Genomic DNA, 16376 nt, shown 5'->3' with positions numbered 1-16376 from the left:
CGACCATGCGAAAGCTCTACCCATTGGCTCTGGCAACGATGACCTTGCTCTGCCCTGTCTTTGAAACCTCCGGCGACGAAGGCATGTACTTGTTCAACGATCTGCCGGTCGATCAGCTGAAATCGAAGTACGACTTTCAGCCTTCTCAGGCGTGGGCCGATGCCTTGCGTTTGTCGTCGGTGCGATTCAACAGCGGCGGTTCGGGCTCGTTCATCTCCAGCGACGGTTTGGTGCTGACCAACCATCATGTCGCCAGCGACACGTTGCACAAACTCAGCTCCGAAGACCGCAACCTGATCGATGATGGTTACCTGGCCAAATCGTTGGACCAAGAACTCAAAGCCCCCGATCTGGAATTGAACCAGTTGGTTTCGATCGACGACGTGACCGAGCGAGTCAATGCCGCGGTCGCCGAAGACGCGTCGGTTGCCGATGCGGCGGTGCAGCGGCGCGCGGTGATCGCGGAGATCGAAAAAGAGTCGACCGACAAAACCGGATTACGCAGCGACGTCGTGACACTCTTCGGCGGCGCACAATATCACTTGTATCGCTACAAGAAGTACACCGACGTACGGTTGGTATGGGCTCCTGAGACGGCAGCCGCGTTCTTCGGCGGCGACGCCGATAACTTTGAATACCCCCGCTACAATCTGGATGCCACCATCATGCGGGTGTACGAAGACGACAAGCCGGCCGAGCTGGATCACTTCCTGCGGTGGAGCGACTCGGGCGTCAGCGAAGGCGAGTTGGTCTTCGTCAGCGGAAACCCCGGACGGACCCAACGAATCTTCACCGTCGAGGCGCTCAAGTATCTGCGAGATTCCCGGCTGCCCTACGTGTTGGATTACCTCCGCCGCAAAGAAATCATGTTGCAGCAATTCGGCTTGGAAGGCGCCGAAGCGACACGTCGTGCCCGGGACGAATTGTTCGGTGTCCAGAACGGACGCAAAGCCTACACGGGGATGCTGGCCGGGTTGCAAGACCCCAACACCATCGCGACGAAACAAACGCGAGAAACCAAGCTGCGGGCGGCGGCCCAATCGGATCCCGATCTCAGCGACACCGAAAGTGCGTTCGCCGAGATCGCGGCCGTGCAAGCGGAAAAGAAGCGCATGCTGGGACAGACGGTCACGTTCCGTTCACGGCTGTTCGACCTGGCACTGACGACGGTCTTGCGAGCCGCCGAAGACGCAAAACCCAATGGCGAGCGACTACGCGAATTCACCGAGTCGGGGCGTGATTCGCTGGTCCAAGATCTGCTCAGCACTGCACCGATTTACCGAGACTTGGAACGCGTCAAACTGGCCGATGAATTGGCCCGTTTCGTCGAAAGCCGTGGCGGCGACGACCAATGGGTCGCCGTGGTCTTGGACGGCAAGGGGCCGCGCGAGCGCGCCGCCGAACTGATCGAAGGCACCAAGCTGGACGAGATCAGCGTTCGCAAAACCTATCTCGACGGAACGCTCGATGACATCAAACGCTCCGACGATGCGTTGATCGAGCTGGCTCGCAAGCTGGAACCCGAATATCGCCGGATCCGAACGATCAACGAAGAACTCGATGAACGCGAACGCCAAGCCTATGCCAAGATCACCGCGGCGGTCAGCAAGTTGCAAGGAGCGTCGGGATACCCGGACGCGACGTTCACGCTGCGATTGGCATTCGGGCAAGTCAAAAGCTACATCCAGGACGGCGAGACGATTGAGCCGGCGACTGACTTTGCCGGAGCCTTTAAGCACGAAGCGCAACACCAAGGTCAAACAGATTTCGACTTGCCACCCTCATGGAATCAAGCCCAAGACAAATTGGACCTCTCCACGCAATTGAACTTTGTCTGCACCGCGGACATCATCGGCGGCAACAGCGGCTCACCGGTGGTCAACCGCAAGGGTGAACTGGTCGGGTTGATCTTCGACGGCAACATTCAAAGTCTGACCAGCGATTACCTCTACACCGACCAGCAAGCCCGCGCGGTCAGTGTTTCCGGCGTCGGAATCCTCGAAGCCCTGCGCAACATCTACGGAGCCGACCAACTCGCCGACTCCATCGGCAAATAAGTGGGGTAAGCTTCCAGCTTGCCTCCCTGTGGGATAGGCTTCCAGCCTGTCATTTCAGTGAGAGAGCCTTCCCGGTTCATCCATTGAGCATCGACAGGCTGGAAGCCTATCCCACACCTTTTCACCCACCTCAATCCCCCGCAGCGATCGTCAACATCGCTTTCAATTTCTGCTGGTCAATCTCGGCCCGTTTGATCAACAGCACCGAACCGTCGGCAAGCAGCACGCGTGCATCGTCGCGGTCGCCGAAAACATCCTCGACCGGATCGTCTTCGGAAATCACCCACGGTGTCGGGTCGACCCAGTGAATCGAAGCATCGTCGGGTGCCTCGATCAACAAGATCGTATTGGCCGCCCCGTCGGTGATGTCGTCCCGTCGTTTCGGCGGGCCGTCCCCATGCCAGAGCGATCCGGGAAACACCGGTGCCCGGATGATGGTGTGTCCGACGGGCAAGTGCTGGCTGCCGAACCCGGCCGGCACGGTTGTTCGCAGCCGCTCGTTTTCGTCGGCATCCCAAGTCAGGTCCAGCCGGATACTTCGATACAACGCCAGATTGTTCATGTCGGGCAACACCGCGACCAGCCAGCTGTGCAGCGGTTTGCCATCGGGATCGACGAAACAGCGTGGCGGAAAATGTTTTTCGCGGTCGTGGTAGTTGTCAAACGCGATGCCCAGTTGTTTCATGGTCGCGACCCGTTTGGCCCGGGCTGCCGATCGACGCATCTCGGATGCGATCGTCTCAAAGAATTCAATTGTTTTGCCGTCCACTTCCACGGTGACCCGTTGTTGTTCGCGGTTCACGGTCACGTTGGCCAGCATCGGATCGAATTGCTGCTTGATTGCTGCCAACGTGTTGCGGACTCGGTCGGCTGCTTCGGCGTCGACGGAATCAAAATGCAGTCTGACCAACGGATGGGGCGGAGTTTGAACGGTGATCACCAGACGATGAATGTCGGCGGCAGCCTGGCTCGGTGAAACCTTGACGGGAAATCGACTGGGCTGGTCGACGGGCCACAACTTGGCCAACAAATCGCGTGACGCGTTGGGCAGAGAGAGCACCGCGGTATGGTCGAGACGATTCGCGTCGCGGAGCGGCGACAGCAGGTCGTTTCGACTGACGGGGTTCAACGATTCAACGCGTTGCAGTTGATCGGGCGTTCCGAACAGCAAGGCGGATCCCGACGGTGCGATTCGGACGTTGTCGCCGAACAGGTCTTTCAAGGAAGCGAACAGGGTGGGCAGGGTGGGTGCGTCCGGCGTCGCAACGACGATCAACGGCGCGCGGTCGGTGAGCGTTTGCAGCCCCGCCAAGACGTAGATGCGACCGGCTTTACCCGCTTTGAGTTTCCCGATCAGATCTTTCACCATGGCCGTGTCGGACGGTCGATCACCGGTCAATTTTTGGACCGAGGCAAACAACGCGTCGACATCCATTTTCTCCCAGTCGATCTCCGCGACCAACAGAGTCGATGCATCGATGTACGCCGACACCGGATGGCTTGCCGCCAAATCATTGATCAGGACCGCATGGGGCGGGCCCTCACGGCGATCTTGTCCGTCGGCGACGGAGCTCAGACCGACGCTAAACACCATCAACAAAGCAATCACGCGTCGTGCGAAGCTGGCTCGTTCGGAAGGGGTCATTGTGTCACCTGCAGATTGATCGAAAGGGTAAGGTTTTCTTTGTTGCGTCGCCCTGCGGCACGCGACAGCGTGGCTTCGGTGGGTGTCTGTCGAAGATAGACGAACGGTTTGCGCGAGATCGGGTCCAACCAGGCCGGCACGGGGGTGAGATTGTCGATCGCCTCGGGCAACGCCCCCGTTTCAGCGGCATGCATCCGCAACGCTTCCAATGTCAGCAATCGATGATGCTGCTGTTTGACGTCCAGCCCACTCGATGTCGCAGTTTGGAACGAGGGCAACATGACGCGAGCCAATTGTCCCCCGAGCGTGACCGTGTCCGTTGAAACCTTCATCGCCGCGTCGCGTTCGGCCTTGCTGACGTCCCACAAATCACTGGGCAACAACGACCAAGCCAACCATCGCTCGCGAATCCGAGACAATTCGAAATCGCTCGCCCGCAACACGGCTTCGGCGTCGGAGAGTTCATCGACGCGTTCTTTCCAGTCGTCGTTTTCAAGCAACAGCTGACGAGACGGCTGAACCATCATCGTGATCAGCACGCCGGTCGACAATTGATGCAGCCAAGTCGTTTCAGCCGGCGTGTTGACCGAATCGTACATCGTCGCAATCACATCGGACAATTCCTTGAGTCGATTCAACGCCCTTGCTTCGCCGATGATTTCGTCGGGTAGTTCGTCCAGTCCCGCCAGGATGCCGGCGTGGTAGGCCACCGTCGATTCGTATTCGATCGCTTCACGCATTTCAAACAGGCGGTCGACAGGCAACCCCGCCAGCGCCCAATAAAGGTTGGGACAGTCCGGCTGCTGGATCATCGACTCGATCGTCTCGAGCAACGATTCGGAGATCGCAATCCCGATCAAGCGACTGAGCAGCGTATTGGTGCTGTGGGCGGTGATTTCGGAGAGTCGGAATCCCAAACGCAGATCGTCGACGGCGTCCGTCCAGCGGTGTTCAGCTGCGGCGACGCGGGCACGCATGCACAGCAGACGCGCCAGATCTCGCGATTCCTGGAGTTCGGGAAGTAGCGTCCCCAACTTCTCGGAAAACGACATGTCTTCCAACCCGAGATCGTACTTCAAGTCCATCCAATTCTCGCCCGTCCGCAAGACGCCGATCGCGGTTTCAAACGGCAAGCAACTCGCCTTGGCCTGCTCGACCGGAAGCTCGTCCAGGGGCATCTGCGACCAGGCATCGTAACGATCCAAAAAGTCACGTTTTTGTTTCGCCGAGACCTGAGCGACCAACAGCATGGAACGGTTGACCGCCACCATCGCGCCACGCGGACGACGTCGCTCGGGAGCCGGCCACAATCGATAGCGCAGCGGCGGGTCGCTCTGTTGCCGGGCGTGAAGCACCAACGGGGGCGATGGACTTGCCGGTTCGACCACCGTCTCACTTTTTTCGATGGCCGGCGACCGCATCACCTGTCCATGGCTGAGTTGCGTCCAGACAGCCGCCGCGAAGCAGCAGAGAATCACGACAGGTTTGCCGGGGAAAACATTCATCGATGATTGACCTCAAGTCCAAGGGTGAAATCTGCAAGATCGCCGGCCGACAGCGTTTCGCGCGGAAGCATCGGATCGTCGGGAGCGAAGGTCCAAGCGGAACGCGGAAGATCCTCCAGCGAAGCTCCGTGAAACGCGGTCAGCGTGTCGGCCGACGGCTCGCGCAATTTCCAGGCGGGTTGCCACAGCCGCGCGAGCTGCTTGAAATCGAATGGCGTCACGGCAAACGACGCCGGCGTGTTTTCGGAATCAAGCTTCGGGGCGATCGGTGACGGTGACTCGCCCGGTTTTCCAGTCCGCTCATTGACACGCTGAACTTCGGCGCGGCTCGCTGCGGCGGGATCGACCGTGCCCTGTTGATTCACTTCCTCGCCCCCGGCAATCACACCGGAGCCGATCACACCGGAGTCCGTTTCCAGGGATCGTTGCCCGACCCGATAGGCGACCGGCATGGTCAAGATGGCCGTCAACAGACTGGCGGCCACGATCGAGAACCAGGTGGTGGTGTGACGCGATGCCGCGAGGCGATGGACATGTTGCTCGCGACCGGCCTGATACCCGGCTTGGTACAGCATGCTCGCCAGAGCGGGTTGGTCGTCGGATCGCTGTCCGCCGGGCATCGAAGCGGGAACCAACGCTTTGAGTTGCTCGGCGAAAGCGTCGTCGAGTGGATCGTTTGTCTCATTCATCGCTGATGGCTCCTTGAACGGAGACTCCGGGTTGAGCGTCTGGAGAGGGTTTGAACTGTTGCCGCATCAATCGGATGCCTGCTTGGAAGACACGGTGGGCTGTCGAACGTGAACAGCCCATGACCTCGGCGATCTTGTCGAAACTCATTTCGCCCCATAAATGCATCACGATGACCTGTCGGGTCTCGGCGTCCAACATCACCAACGCGTCGGTCACTTGCCGGGCGTCCAATTGGACTTCGACCCGGCGGTGGGCGTCGTCGAACCAAACATGACCTTGCGTCGTCTGCTCGCGACGGCGTCGGCGATCTCCGCTGCGACGCCACTGCAAGATCTGGTTTCGCGTCACGGTGACCAGCCATGCAAAGGGATCGTCCGGTGGCGGCGATTGGCGGGCGAGCTGAAGAAAAGCCTCCTGCACCGCATCCTCGGCCGGCTCGCCGATCGCGCGGGCGATCAGCAACAACCGCGACGAATAGCGGTTCCACGTTTCGGCAAGTTCTTGGGGGCACATCGACATCAGCGTCCGCGTTCCTTTTCTGACGCCCTCGGGCGTTGCAACTGAGACAAGGATGTTACCGGGAGCTATCTGTCTCAGGGTTTTCGAAAGATTGATGCGAGGTTTTGAGAGCCACCCTCCCTGGGGGACGTCGATTGTCTAAGTGGCGGAGTGGATCGTAGCGGAAGCCGTCAAGCCTTTCGCAAGCCGCCGGCCCTCTCTGGCGTTTGCTTGCTGCGCAAACGCCGTCTCTCCCAGAGGGAGAGAATCTAAATCGGTTGCCAAATCCTGCAGTAAAAGAAGCGACGTCCTTCAGGGAGGGTGGATCGCAGCGAGGATGACGTCCAACCCGGAACCGGCGCCGGCGCGAACCGGCGGGTGTCCTGCCAGTGTCCCTGGGGCTTGGTCGTTTGCCTGCCCCGCCCACTGTCAGGCCGGCGATAATTTCGTACCGTGTGGTCTTCCACCTGACTTCTTCGCCGCGTTTTCTGTTCCCCTGCTCCATGAATTTCAAACCTTCCAGCCCTCGATTGGAGCCTCAGCCCGAGCCCGACGAGGCGACCTCGGCATCGTCGGGTGGTGACGAGGGCGACGTTGCCCGACCGGAAGCGTCCGCGAAAGCCCCCGCGTCTGAATCCCCGACCCTGCTCGACGTCGCCGACATCCCCCGCGATCGGTTGGTGATCGACAACGCGATGCGGGCCGACCAGTTTCGGCTCCGACGCCAGCAAAAGCGACTTTCCAACGAGGAATTCGAATCGCGGCTGGCCCAGTCGATCGCCCGCCGCCAACAACGCGAAGCCTATCAACCGCTGCTGGACTACCCGTCCGAGCTGCCGATCACGGGCTACAAGGATCAGATCATCGAGCTGATTCAGACGCGGCAGGTGATCGTCATTTGCGGCGAAACCGGCAGCGGCAAGAGCACCCAGTTGCCCAAGTTCTGTCTGGAAGCCGGTCGGGGTCGGGCCGCGATGATCGGGCACACCCAACCGCGGCGTCTGGCCGCCCGCAGCATCGCCACGCGGTTGTGCGAGGAGATGCAATGTCCACTCGGACAGCAAGTCGGTTACCAAGTTCGCTTCGGCGACCAGACCGGTCCCGAAACGATGATCAAACTGATGACCGACGGCATCCTGCTGGCGGAAACCGGTTCGGATCGGTTCCTTGACCAATATGACACGATCATCATCGACGAAGCGCACGAACGCTCGTTGAACATCGATTTCTTGCTCGCCTACCTGCGTGGGCTGCTACAAAAACGCCCCGATCTGAAACTGATCATCACCTCGGCCACGATCGACGCCGAACGCTTCGCCGAACACTTTGGCGACGAACACGGACCGGCGCCGATCTTGACCGTCGAAGGCCGCGGCTACCCCGTCGAGATGCGTTATTTGCCTTGGGAAGACGTCGCCGACGAGAATCGTTCCTACGACTTGCCGCAGCACGTGATCGCCGGGATCAAAGATCTGTCGCGCGGTCACGGCGGCGGCGGCGACACGCTGATCTTTCTGCCCACCGAACGCGACATCCGTTTGGTGTCCCACCGTGTGGCCGGTCATTACAAACGCTTGGGGTTGGAGGGACGCGTCGAAATCCTGCCGCTGTACGCGCGGTTGCCGCAAAAAGATCAACAGCGGATCTTTCATCCCAGCGGCCAAAAACAACGGCTGATCTTTGCGACCAACGTGGCCGAAAGCTCGTTGACCGTGCCCGGCATTCGCTCGGTGATCGACACGGGCACCGCTCGCATCAGCCGCTACAGCCCGCGCAGCAAACTGCAACGGTTGCCGATCGAACCGGTTTCACAGGCCAGCGCGAAACAGCGTGCCGGTCGCTGCGGTCGCGTCGGCCCCGGCGTCTGTGTGCGGCTGTATTCGGCCATGGACTTGGAGTCGCGTGATGCCTTCACGACACCCGAGATCCGTCGCACGAACCTGGCGTCGGTCGTCCTGCAAAGTAAAATGCTGGGATTCGGATCGCTGGATTCGTTGCCGCTGTTGGATGTCCCGCGTCCGGAATCGATCCGCGAAGGCGTGCAGACGTTGTTGGAACTCGGTGCGATCGACGAACAACAAGAATTGACGGCGATCGGAAAATCGCTCGGTCGCATGCCGGTCGACCCGCGGATCGGACGCATCATTCTGGCTGCGGACGAGCTGGGGGTGCTGCCGGAAATCTTGCCGATCGCGGCGGCGATGGAAATCCCCGATCCCCGGCAACGTCCGCAAGACCAACAGCAGGCGGCCGATCAGGCCCACGCGGAATTCCGCGACGCCGAAAGCGATTTTCTATCGTTCCTCCGACTGTGGCGGTACTACGAACAGGCGCGCGCCGATTGTTCGCGGTCCAAACTGACGCGACAACTGCGTCGGCGTTTCCTGTCGCCGACACGCATGCGGGAATGGGCCGACACCTACCGCCAACTCCGCGAGATCGCGTTGGACCTGAACCGCTCGCGGGCCACTGGTGCATCGTCCCCGCGACGGCGAATCGGGACGATTCAATTCGCCGACGATCAAACCAAACACACGATCGCCAAAGAACGTTACGCGGCGGTCCACCAGGCGCTGCTGAGCGGTTTCCTGTCCGGCGTCGCCCTGGCCGGCGAAAAAAACGTCTACCTGGGTCCACGCAATTTAAAGCTGTTCCTGTGGCCGGGCAGCGGCGTGTTCGATTCCAAACCGAAGTGGATCGTCGCCGCCGAACTGGTCGAAACCAGCAAACAATATGCCCGTACCGTGGCGAAAATCCAGCCGCAGTGGATCGAATCGATCGCCGCGCACCTGCTCAAGTCCTCGTTCAGCGATCCACACTGGAGCCAGAAGGCGGGCGGTGCGTTTTGTTATCAACGCCAATCCCTGTTCGGATTGCCGATCGTCGTCCGCCGCCGTGTGCCGCTGCCGCCGGTCGATCCGGCCACCGCGCGCGACCTGTTGATCCAACACGGACTGGTCGAACAACAACTGCAGACGAACGCCAGATTTGTTCGACACAACCGATCACTCCGCGAATCATTCGAGATCCTGGCCGCCAAGACGCGACGACGCGACATGGTCGTCGATGACTACGTGATCGCGCAGTTCTACCAGCAACGTCTGCCGGCCGAGGTCTGTGACAAGGGACGACTGGAGAAACTGGCCAAAGCCATGCCGGTGCCCGATTGGGTCGGCCGCTTGACCGATTCGGCTGCCCTGTCGGCCTGGTTGCATGACCGCCCCGACATGCAGGCCGACGAGACGACGTTGTTCATGATGCCGTCCGATTTGATCGACATCGCCACGGATGAAATCTCCAACGAAGCGTTTCCCGACCAGCTGGCCGTCGGCAAAACCGAATTGCCGCTGAAGTATCGTTACGAACCCGGTGCCGAAGACGATGGCGTCAGCTTGCGGATCCACCAAGCAGCAGTCTCGCAAATCAGCGACGATCGACTCGGTTGGCTCGTCCCGGGGCTGTTGCCCGGCAAGATCATCGCGATGATCAAATCGCTGCCCAAACGGATCCGTCGTAACCTGGTTCCGGCGGCTGACGTTGCCCAGCAACTCTACGAAGAACTGTTGCCCCAATACGGCCAAGTTCCCTTCATGCCGGCACTGTGCAGTGCGATGTCACGGCATGCGGAAATGACGATCAGCGAATCCGATTTCCAAGACGAAAAACTGGAGGATCATCTGCGGTTCCTGATCTCGGTCGTCGACGACGAAGGCAACCTGGTCGCGCAAGGCCGATCGGTCGATCCACTGGCCAGGCAATTCGCAACAAGCGGTGGCGAAGCGTCCGGCGACACCGGCGGCCAGGTGGATACCGAGTTGCCGAGCGATCCGATGCGGACCTTCGATCTGGATCATCTGCCGGTCGATGTCACGCGGGAGCGCGGCGGAGTGCGCGTCGCGCAGTATCCCGCGCTGGTCGACCAGGGGGATCAGGTCACCATCGGACTGTTTGCCGACCAAGCGACCGCCGATGCGATCATGCGGCAGGGTCTGACCCGCTTGTTCGCGATCAGCGATCGCGCGGAACTGAGACGCCAGGTCCGCTGGTTGCCCGAACTCAATGACACCAAGATCCGACTCGCCGGCGCGGTTCCGGCGGCCCAGTTCGAACCGTCGCTGATCGACCTGCTAGCCCGGATCGCATTTGTCGAAAATCAAGCTCTGGTGCGTCGCCGAGAGGAATTCGAAGCGCGGCGAGTCGATCGTGGCGAACGCATCTCCGTCGCCGTTCAAGAAGTCGCCAAATGGCTGACGCAGTTCGGCCAGTCTTACCTGAACATGCGGAGCGAAATCGAGTCACTTTCCCGCTCGCGTTTCTCCGCCGTCGCCCAGGACGTGCAAGAACAACTCCGCTGGCTGATTCATCCTGATTTCCTTTCTGTCACACCCTGGCGGTGGCTTCAACACTATCCGCGCTATTTGTCAGCAATCACGTATCGGCTGGACAAATTGCGTAGCGGGGCCGGATCACGCGATCAATCGGGTGCCGAAACCGTTGCCGCCCTCTGGCAGCAGTGGATCGCGCGTTTTCCCGAATCGGAACAGCAACCCAAAGCCCGCTCGGCGGACGAATTTCGTTGGATGATCGAAGAATTGCGTGTCAGCCTGTTTGCCCAGCCGCTAGGCACCTCGATCAAGATTTCCGCCAAGCGCTGTGAAAAATGGCTGGCGCAACAGTGACCGCCACCGTCACCGCTTCGTTGACCCTGGTAACCCGTGTCTCAAATCGGGCAAAAAAAACATTTAAAGTCGCAACAGGTTCCTTTATCGGACGATAACGGAGTATTCTATGGCAGTGCGGCCTCTTTGAGCAATCGGAGACACCGGCTGCATGAAGAAGTGGCAGTTTCGCAACAAACCGTCGCCAGAACGACACACTCGGGCTTGCCGACGAATGAGTTCGAAATTGCCAGAAATAAATTTTCGAGTCGTTTTTCGCGTGAAAAGAGGATGCAATCCACGGTCAGGTGACAAGAAGTCGGCGGCAAGCCCGAAGAAAGGCATGCGGCTTGCTGCTACTGAAGAATTGTTCCCCAAAGAACCTTTGTTAATACGATGAACCCCGGACTTGGTGGGCGCGTCTAACTGGCAGAGCCGACGTGGGACTGAGAATCGGTTTCCAGATTTGATCACATCACAACCACCCCCAACCGGAGGGTTTCGATATGTCGACATCCAGCGACAAACAAACGCCAAGTTTGAAGAGCGAATCGGCCAAGCAGGTGATCACAACGAATTGGGATCAGTTCACCGCGCTGGTCGAAGACGTCTCGCGGGCGGAGTTTGCCACTTGGCTCGACGAGGAGCTGATCCAAATGGAAAAGGATCTGGATCGGTTCGTCACCAGTAAGTCCCGCTACGGCGGGCGTCGGTAGGCGGTGGTGATCGGGGCGCCCGCGCGTCTTGGCGGGCCCATCGCGCAATGATGTGCGACTCGGTTTTGGCGGCAGGGCGCAAGCCCTCCGGTTCTAACGGCAGGGCGCGAGCGGTCTGTCGATTTCGTGAGCCGCGACGCGTAAGCGGCCGGGCACTGCGACGCTGCCCGAGGTCTTACGGCCAGCGGCTCACCATTGACTCAACCGATCCCGAAGAAGGCGACAGACCGCTCACACTCTTCCGCTCACGAAGGCTTCGCAACGTTGCCTCACATGGCCAGGATTTCTGTCGGTTCTTCGGACAAGTAGGTTTTGGCGACTTCCGCGATCGCGGCTTGATCGACCGACCGGATGTTGGCCAGGGATTGATCCAGATCGACATACTCGTTGTGGATCAACCAACGGCTTCCGATGCTGAACAATCGATTGCTCGGCCGTTCGCTTTGCATGATGTAGCCGGCGGCCGTTTTGTTGATCGCTTGCTCGAGCTCTTCTTCGGTGACACCCTTCTCCACGACGCTGCGGATGATTTCGCGGATGAAGCGCTGGTTGCTTTCCAAATCGTCGGGCACGCACACCAGGTAGTTGAACCAAGCCCCACGATCACTGAATTCCTGGGGCCAACAGGTCGCCACTTCGGCACGACCGGTGTCGATCAAATCCCAAAAGAATCGGCTGCCGCCTTCGTCGCCCAGGATGGATGCCAACAATCGGGCCGCATGCCGCTGGCTGCTGGCCGAGGAGGGCCCGTTGCCGATCTGGATGCAGTAGGCCTGAACCGCATCGGGCGTCGCGACTCGATGGGACAGCTCGATTCCCTCGGGGATCGATTCGGAGTCGTCGGCGGCCAGCGTTTCCGCGGCCCTTCGGTCGCCCCAGGACGCCGTGCGTTTTTCGATCTCGGCGACCAGTGCGTCGAAGTCGACGTTGCCGGAGGCGGCCAGCACGATGTTTTCGGGCCGATAGCGTTGATTGAAATAGTCGCGCATCCGCGCCGCCGTCATCGCTTCGATCGATTCGCTGGTCCCGAGCACGCGTCGTCCCAACCCGCGCGGCGAAAAGTAGATTTCCATCGCGCGTTCGAATCCGCCGAAGGGCGGCTGATCTTCGTACTTGGCGATCTCTTCCAAGATGACGTTGCGTTCGGTCTCGAATTCATCTCCATCAAGAATCGGCGACATCATGTCGGTCAACAAGTCGACGATTCGGTCCTGGAACTTGGGCAGCACGGTCGCGTAGTAAACCGTTTGTTCTTCGGACGTGTAGGCGTTGGATTGGCCGCCGAGTTCGTCGAGTTCCCGGTTGACGTCTTCGGCACTCCGCCGCTGCGTCCCCTTGAACATCATGTGTTCGAGAAAGTGGCTGAGCCCGGATTGTGGGTCGAGTTCGTTTCGCGATCCGGCCCGGACGAAGTACCCCAAGGACATCGAGTAATTGCGCGGATCCGTCTCGGCAACGATACGCAGTCCGTTGGCGAGGGTGGCGTGTTGGAACTGAGGCATGTGAAATTCAGACAGGGTGTGTCGTTGCTAGGGATCAGGCGGACAACAGGTGTCGGATTGGGAGGCGGGATGGGCTGCCAGGCTCGTCCTTTCGGCATCGACAGGCTGCAAGCCTATCCCACTGGTTGCCGCTGGCGGTTAAACGTTTAGTTTTTCGGGTCCGAGCGTGACGATTCGATAGTCCGACGGCGGGTGTTGTTCCCAATAACCCTTCACGTCATCGAGCGTCAACGCTGCGATGATCTCACTGAGCTCGGCCGTCGGCATCGCCCTGCCGATCTGATAAAAATCACTGGCCAGGGAACTGGCGCGGGAGGCACTGGATTCCTGTTCCATGATCAGCCCGCTTTCGATTCGAACCTTCCAACGATCCAGCTCGCTCTGCTCCAAGTCGCTGGGCAGATTCCGGATCTCTCCCAACGTGACATCCAATGTTTCTTGGGCGCGGGCGGGAGTGGTTCCGGCATAGCCGAACACGCCGCCGGCGTTGATCAGCGAATGACAACTCGCCGAGACGGTGTAACACAGCCCGCGTTTTTCACGGACGCGATCGAACAGCCGGCTGCTCATCCCGTCGCTCAAGATGCCGATGCCCGCACGCATGGCGAAATAATCCGGGTGACCGTAGGGGATGCTGGGGAACGCGAACGCGATGTGGGTTTGGCTGCTGGCCGCTTGGATGTGTTCATACACCGCCGCGCCGCTGGGCAACGGGGCGTCGCCAAAGTCCTCGCTGCGCCAATCCCCGAACGCTTCCTGGGCGAGCCGCACCACCGCGTCGGCTTCGACTCTCCCGGCGACGGTCAGGATCGCACCGCCGGCGTGATAATTGGCTTGATAAAACTGCCGAATGTCATCGCTGTTGATCGCTGCCAACGATTCCATAGTTCCCTGGTTGCCGCGCCCGAGACGTGAGCCGTAGTGTAATTCGCGGACACGCTTCATCACCCGCTGTGTCGGCTCGTCTTCGACCGCACGCAGCTCCTGGACCATCATCATCCGGGCATCTTCGATTTGATCCGACGGCAGGTGCGGCCGCCGGACGATGTCCGCATACAGTTTCAATGCTTCGGCAAACGATTCGCTGGGCATCGCCGCGCCGAAGGATGCGGTGGCCGTCGAAACACCGCTGTTGCGATCCATGCCCAGATTGTCTTGGATCGCGACCAGGTCCCGGCTGCTGAAACTGCCCGCCCCGCGCTGCACCATCTCGCAGACCATCGACGCCAACCCGGCTCGATTGTCCGGCTCGGTCTGAATGCCGCTGCGCAGCGAGAGCGTGAAGGCCGCGGTTCGAAGCCAAGGCATCGGTTGGACCAAAACCGTCATCCCGCACGGCAGCGGATGCGTCGTGATCTCGCTGCGGGAGGATGGGTCCGCGGCGGATTCGGTGGAAGTGGACATAGGCAATTTCTGTAGGGGAGAGTGGCCGGATTGTCACGAATGCGGGCGGCGAAGCACAGGGGGCAATGGCGAGCAGCACGACGCCCAGGGCCCTGCTCCATCGACCGTTTTGCATGTACGAAGGCACATCATTTGGAACATAACTCCCCTCTCCCCCAACACTCTGGCTCGCTGGGGCTCGCCAGAGTGTTGGGGGAGAGGGGAGCCAGAATCATTACTTGACTGTGAAACTGTTGATCCAGTTCGGGTAACTTGCGCCGCTCACTGCACCGCCCCGCACGATCCACCCGCTACAACCCGATCGAGACGACGTCGACCGTTTTGACACGGCCGATCAACGTGTGGCTGCTGACGTCGTCGACGTGGATGTCCAGCAATTGCCCAGCCTGGCGGCGGTTGCCGTCGAACACGACGATGCGATCGCAAGGGGTCCGCCCGGTCATTTGAACGGCGGGGCTGTCCGCATCGGCGTCGGCGGCTTTCTTGCTGGGGCCTTCGACCAACACCTGGACCTCGCGGCCGATCATTTTGGCGTTTTCTTCTTTGGCGATCCGGTTCTGGACTTCCAGCAAGCGATGGTTCCTCTCGGCTTTGACCTCGCGCGGGACGTCGTCTTCCAATCGCTCGGCAGCCTTGGTACCGGGCCGGACGCTGTACTGGAAGATGAAGCTGTTCTTGAAGCGGCAGCGTTCGACCAGCGCGACGGATTTTTCAAAGTCCTCGTCGGTCTCGCCGCAGAACCCGACGATGAAGTCGCTGCTGACCGCGGCCTCGGGCAAGATCCGCTCGATCCGCTCGAACATCTCCATGTAGGCGGCGATCGTGTAGCCGCGTTTCATGCGTTTGAGCACGTCGTCGCTGCCGCTCTGGGCGGGAACGTGCAAATACGGTGAGACCTTGGGCAGATCGCGGACGGCGACCAACAACCGTTCGGTCATGTCTTTGGGGTAATTGGTGACGAACTTGATCCGCTCGATCCCGTCGACCTCGTGCAGCATTTCCAACAGCGACGTCATGTCCGTCGTTTCGCCGTCGGCAGAGAACTTGTAGCTGTTGACGGTTTGACCGAGCAACGTGATCTCGCGGCATCCCTGTTCGGCCAGCACGCGCGCCTCGGAGACGATTTGCTGGGGCGGACGACCTTGCTCGGGGCCACGCGTGTTAGGAACGACACAGTAGGTGCAAAATTTATCGCAACCGATCTGGATCCGCAGGTACGCCTGGAACGGGGTCGGCCGCATCGTGGGGTCACGGAGCGGGTCGAACGTTTCATGGCTCCGCGCGACGACGGCTTGCTTGTCGTCCTTGCGGCCCAGCGAGATCGCCATCTGACGGCCTTCGCCGTTTCGCAGCTTGGTCAACAGATCCGGGATCGTGTGCAGCTGCCCCGGACCGACGACCATGTCGACGTAAGGCGCACGTTTGAAAATGATCTCCTGATCCTTCTGGGCCATGCAGCCCATCACACCGATCAGTTTGTCCGGATGATCCTTCTTGGATTCACGGATCTTGCCGAGCGCGCTGTAGACCTTTTCCTCGGCATGCTCGCGGACGCTGCAGGTGTTGTACAACACACAATCCGCGTCTTCGTGGCGGTCCACGACGGTGTAGCCGTGACGTTTCAAGTCAGCGATGACCATTTCGCTGTCCAGCACGTTCATCTGGCAGCCGACGGTTTTGATGTAGACGCGTTGTGTCATG

At 60.1% G+C, this 16376-nt stretch carries 10 protein-coding genes; 3 read left to right on the top strand and 7 right to left on the bottom strand.

Features of this window, described 5'->3' with window-relative positions; genetic code table 11:
* Positions 1-5 precede the first annotated feature (5 nt).
* Positions 6-2057 (top strand): S46 family peptidase, encoded by a 2052-nt coding sequence (locus tag Enr13x_RS08200; protein WP_145385564.1) that lies wholly within the window; start codon positions 6-8, stop codon positions 2055-2057.
* A gap of 130 nt (positions 2058-2187) precedes the next feature.
* On the opposite strand, the gene Enr13x_RS08195 is transcribed toward Enr13x_RS08200, so the two are convergent.
* Genes Enr13x_RS08195 through Enr13x_RS08180 form a run of 4 tightly spaced genes read right to left on the bottom strand, consistent with a single transcriptional unit; the run spans position 2188 to position 6416 of the window.
* Entirely contained in the window at positions 2188-3702 is a 1515-nt protein-coding gene (locus tag Enr13x_RS08195; RefSeq protein WP_145385563.1) for a DUF1559 family PulG-like putative transporter, read from the bottom strand.
* Positions 3699-5207 (bottom strand): hypothetical protein, encoded by a 1509-nt coding sequence (locus tag Enr13x_RS08190; protein WP_145385562.1) that lies wholly within the window; start codon positions 5205-5207, stop codon positions 3699-3701. Before Enr13x_RS08190 ends, Enr13x_RS08195 begins: the two co-directional genes overlap by 4 nt.
* Positions 5204-5896, bottom strand: coding sequence for a hypothetical protein (locus Enr13x_RS08185; RefSeq protein WP_145385561.1), 693 nt, complete (start codon positions 5894-5896; stop codon positions 5204-5206). The genes Enr13x_RS08190 and Enr13x_RS08185 overlap by 4 nt, the downstream gene beginning before the upstream one ends.
* Positions 5889-6416, bottom strand: coding sequence for an RNA polymerase sigma factor (locus Enr13x_RS08180; RefSeq protein WP_145385560.1), 528 nt, complete (start codon positions 6414-6416; stop codon positions 5889-5891). Before Enr13x_RS08180 ends, Enr13x_RS08185 begins: the two co-directional genes overlap by 8 nt.
* Positions 6417-6898: 482 nt before the next feature.
* Here Enr13x_RS08180 and hrpA point away from each other — a divergent pair, with 482 nt between their 5' ends.
* Both hrpA and Enr13x_RS08170 read left to right on the top strand, forming a co-directional pair.
* Positions 6899-11074 (top strand): ATP-dependent RNA helicase HrpA, encoded by a 4176-nt coding sequence (hrpA, locus tag Enr13x_RS08175; protein WP_145385559.1) that lies wholly within the window; start codon positions 6899-6901, stop codon positions 11072-11074.
* A gap of 485 nt (positions 11075-11559) precedes the next feature.
* Positions 11560-11769, top strand: a complete 210-nt coding sequence (locus Enr13x_RS08170; RefSeq protein WP_145385558.1) for a hypothetical protein — start codon at positions 11560-11562, stop codon at positions 11767-11769.
* 269 nt (positions 11770-12038) lie between these two features.
* Here the strand turns inward: Enr13x_RS08170 and Enr13x_RS08165 are convergent, their stop codons facing one another.
* The 3 genes from Enr13x_RS08165 to miaB all read right to left on the bottom strand — a co-directional run bounded on the left by Enr13x_RS08165 (position 12039) and on the right by miaB (position 16375).
* Positions 12039-13271: a M16 family metallopeptidase gene (locus Enr13x_RS08165; RefSeq protein ID WP_145385557.1), complete on the bottom strand. Its 1233-nt coding sequence runs from the start codon at positions 13269-13271 to the stop codon at positions 12039-12041.
* A gap of 138 nt (positions 13272-13409) precedes the next feature.
* The gene (locus tag Enr13x_RS08160; RefSeq protein WP_145385556.1) at positions 13410-14675 is read right to left on the bottom strand and encodes a M16 family metallopeptidase; all 1266 of its coding nucleotides are present in this window, start codon (positions 14673-14675) and stop codon (positions 13410-13412) included.
* 290 nt (positions 14676-14965) lie between these two features.
* Positions 14966-16375 (bottom strand): tRNA (N6-isopentenyl adenosine(37)-C2)-methylthiotransferase MiaB, encoded by a 1410-nt coding sequence (gene miaB, locus Enr13x_RS08155; protein WP_145385555.1) that lies wholly within the window; start codon positions 16373-16375, stop codon positions 14966-14968.
* Between the last annotated feature and the right edge of the window lies 1 nt (position 16376).

Source organism: Stieleria neptunia, assembly GCF_007754155.1.
Classification (GTDB): domain Bacteria; phylum Planctomycetota; class Planctomycetia; order Pirellulales; family Pirellulaceae; genus Stieleria; species Stieleria neptunia.
The sequence above is the reverse complement of the archived record's forward strand: the minus strand, read 5'-3'. Positions and strand labels throughout refer to the sequence as shown.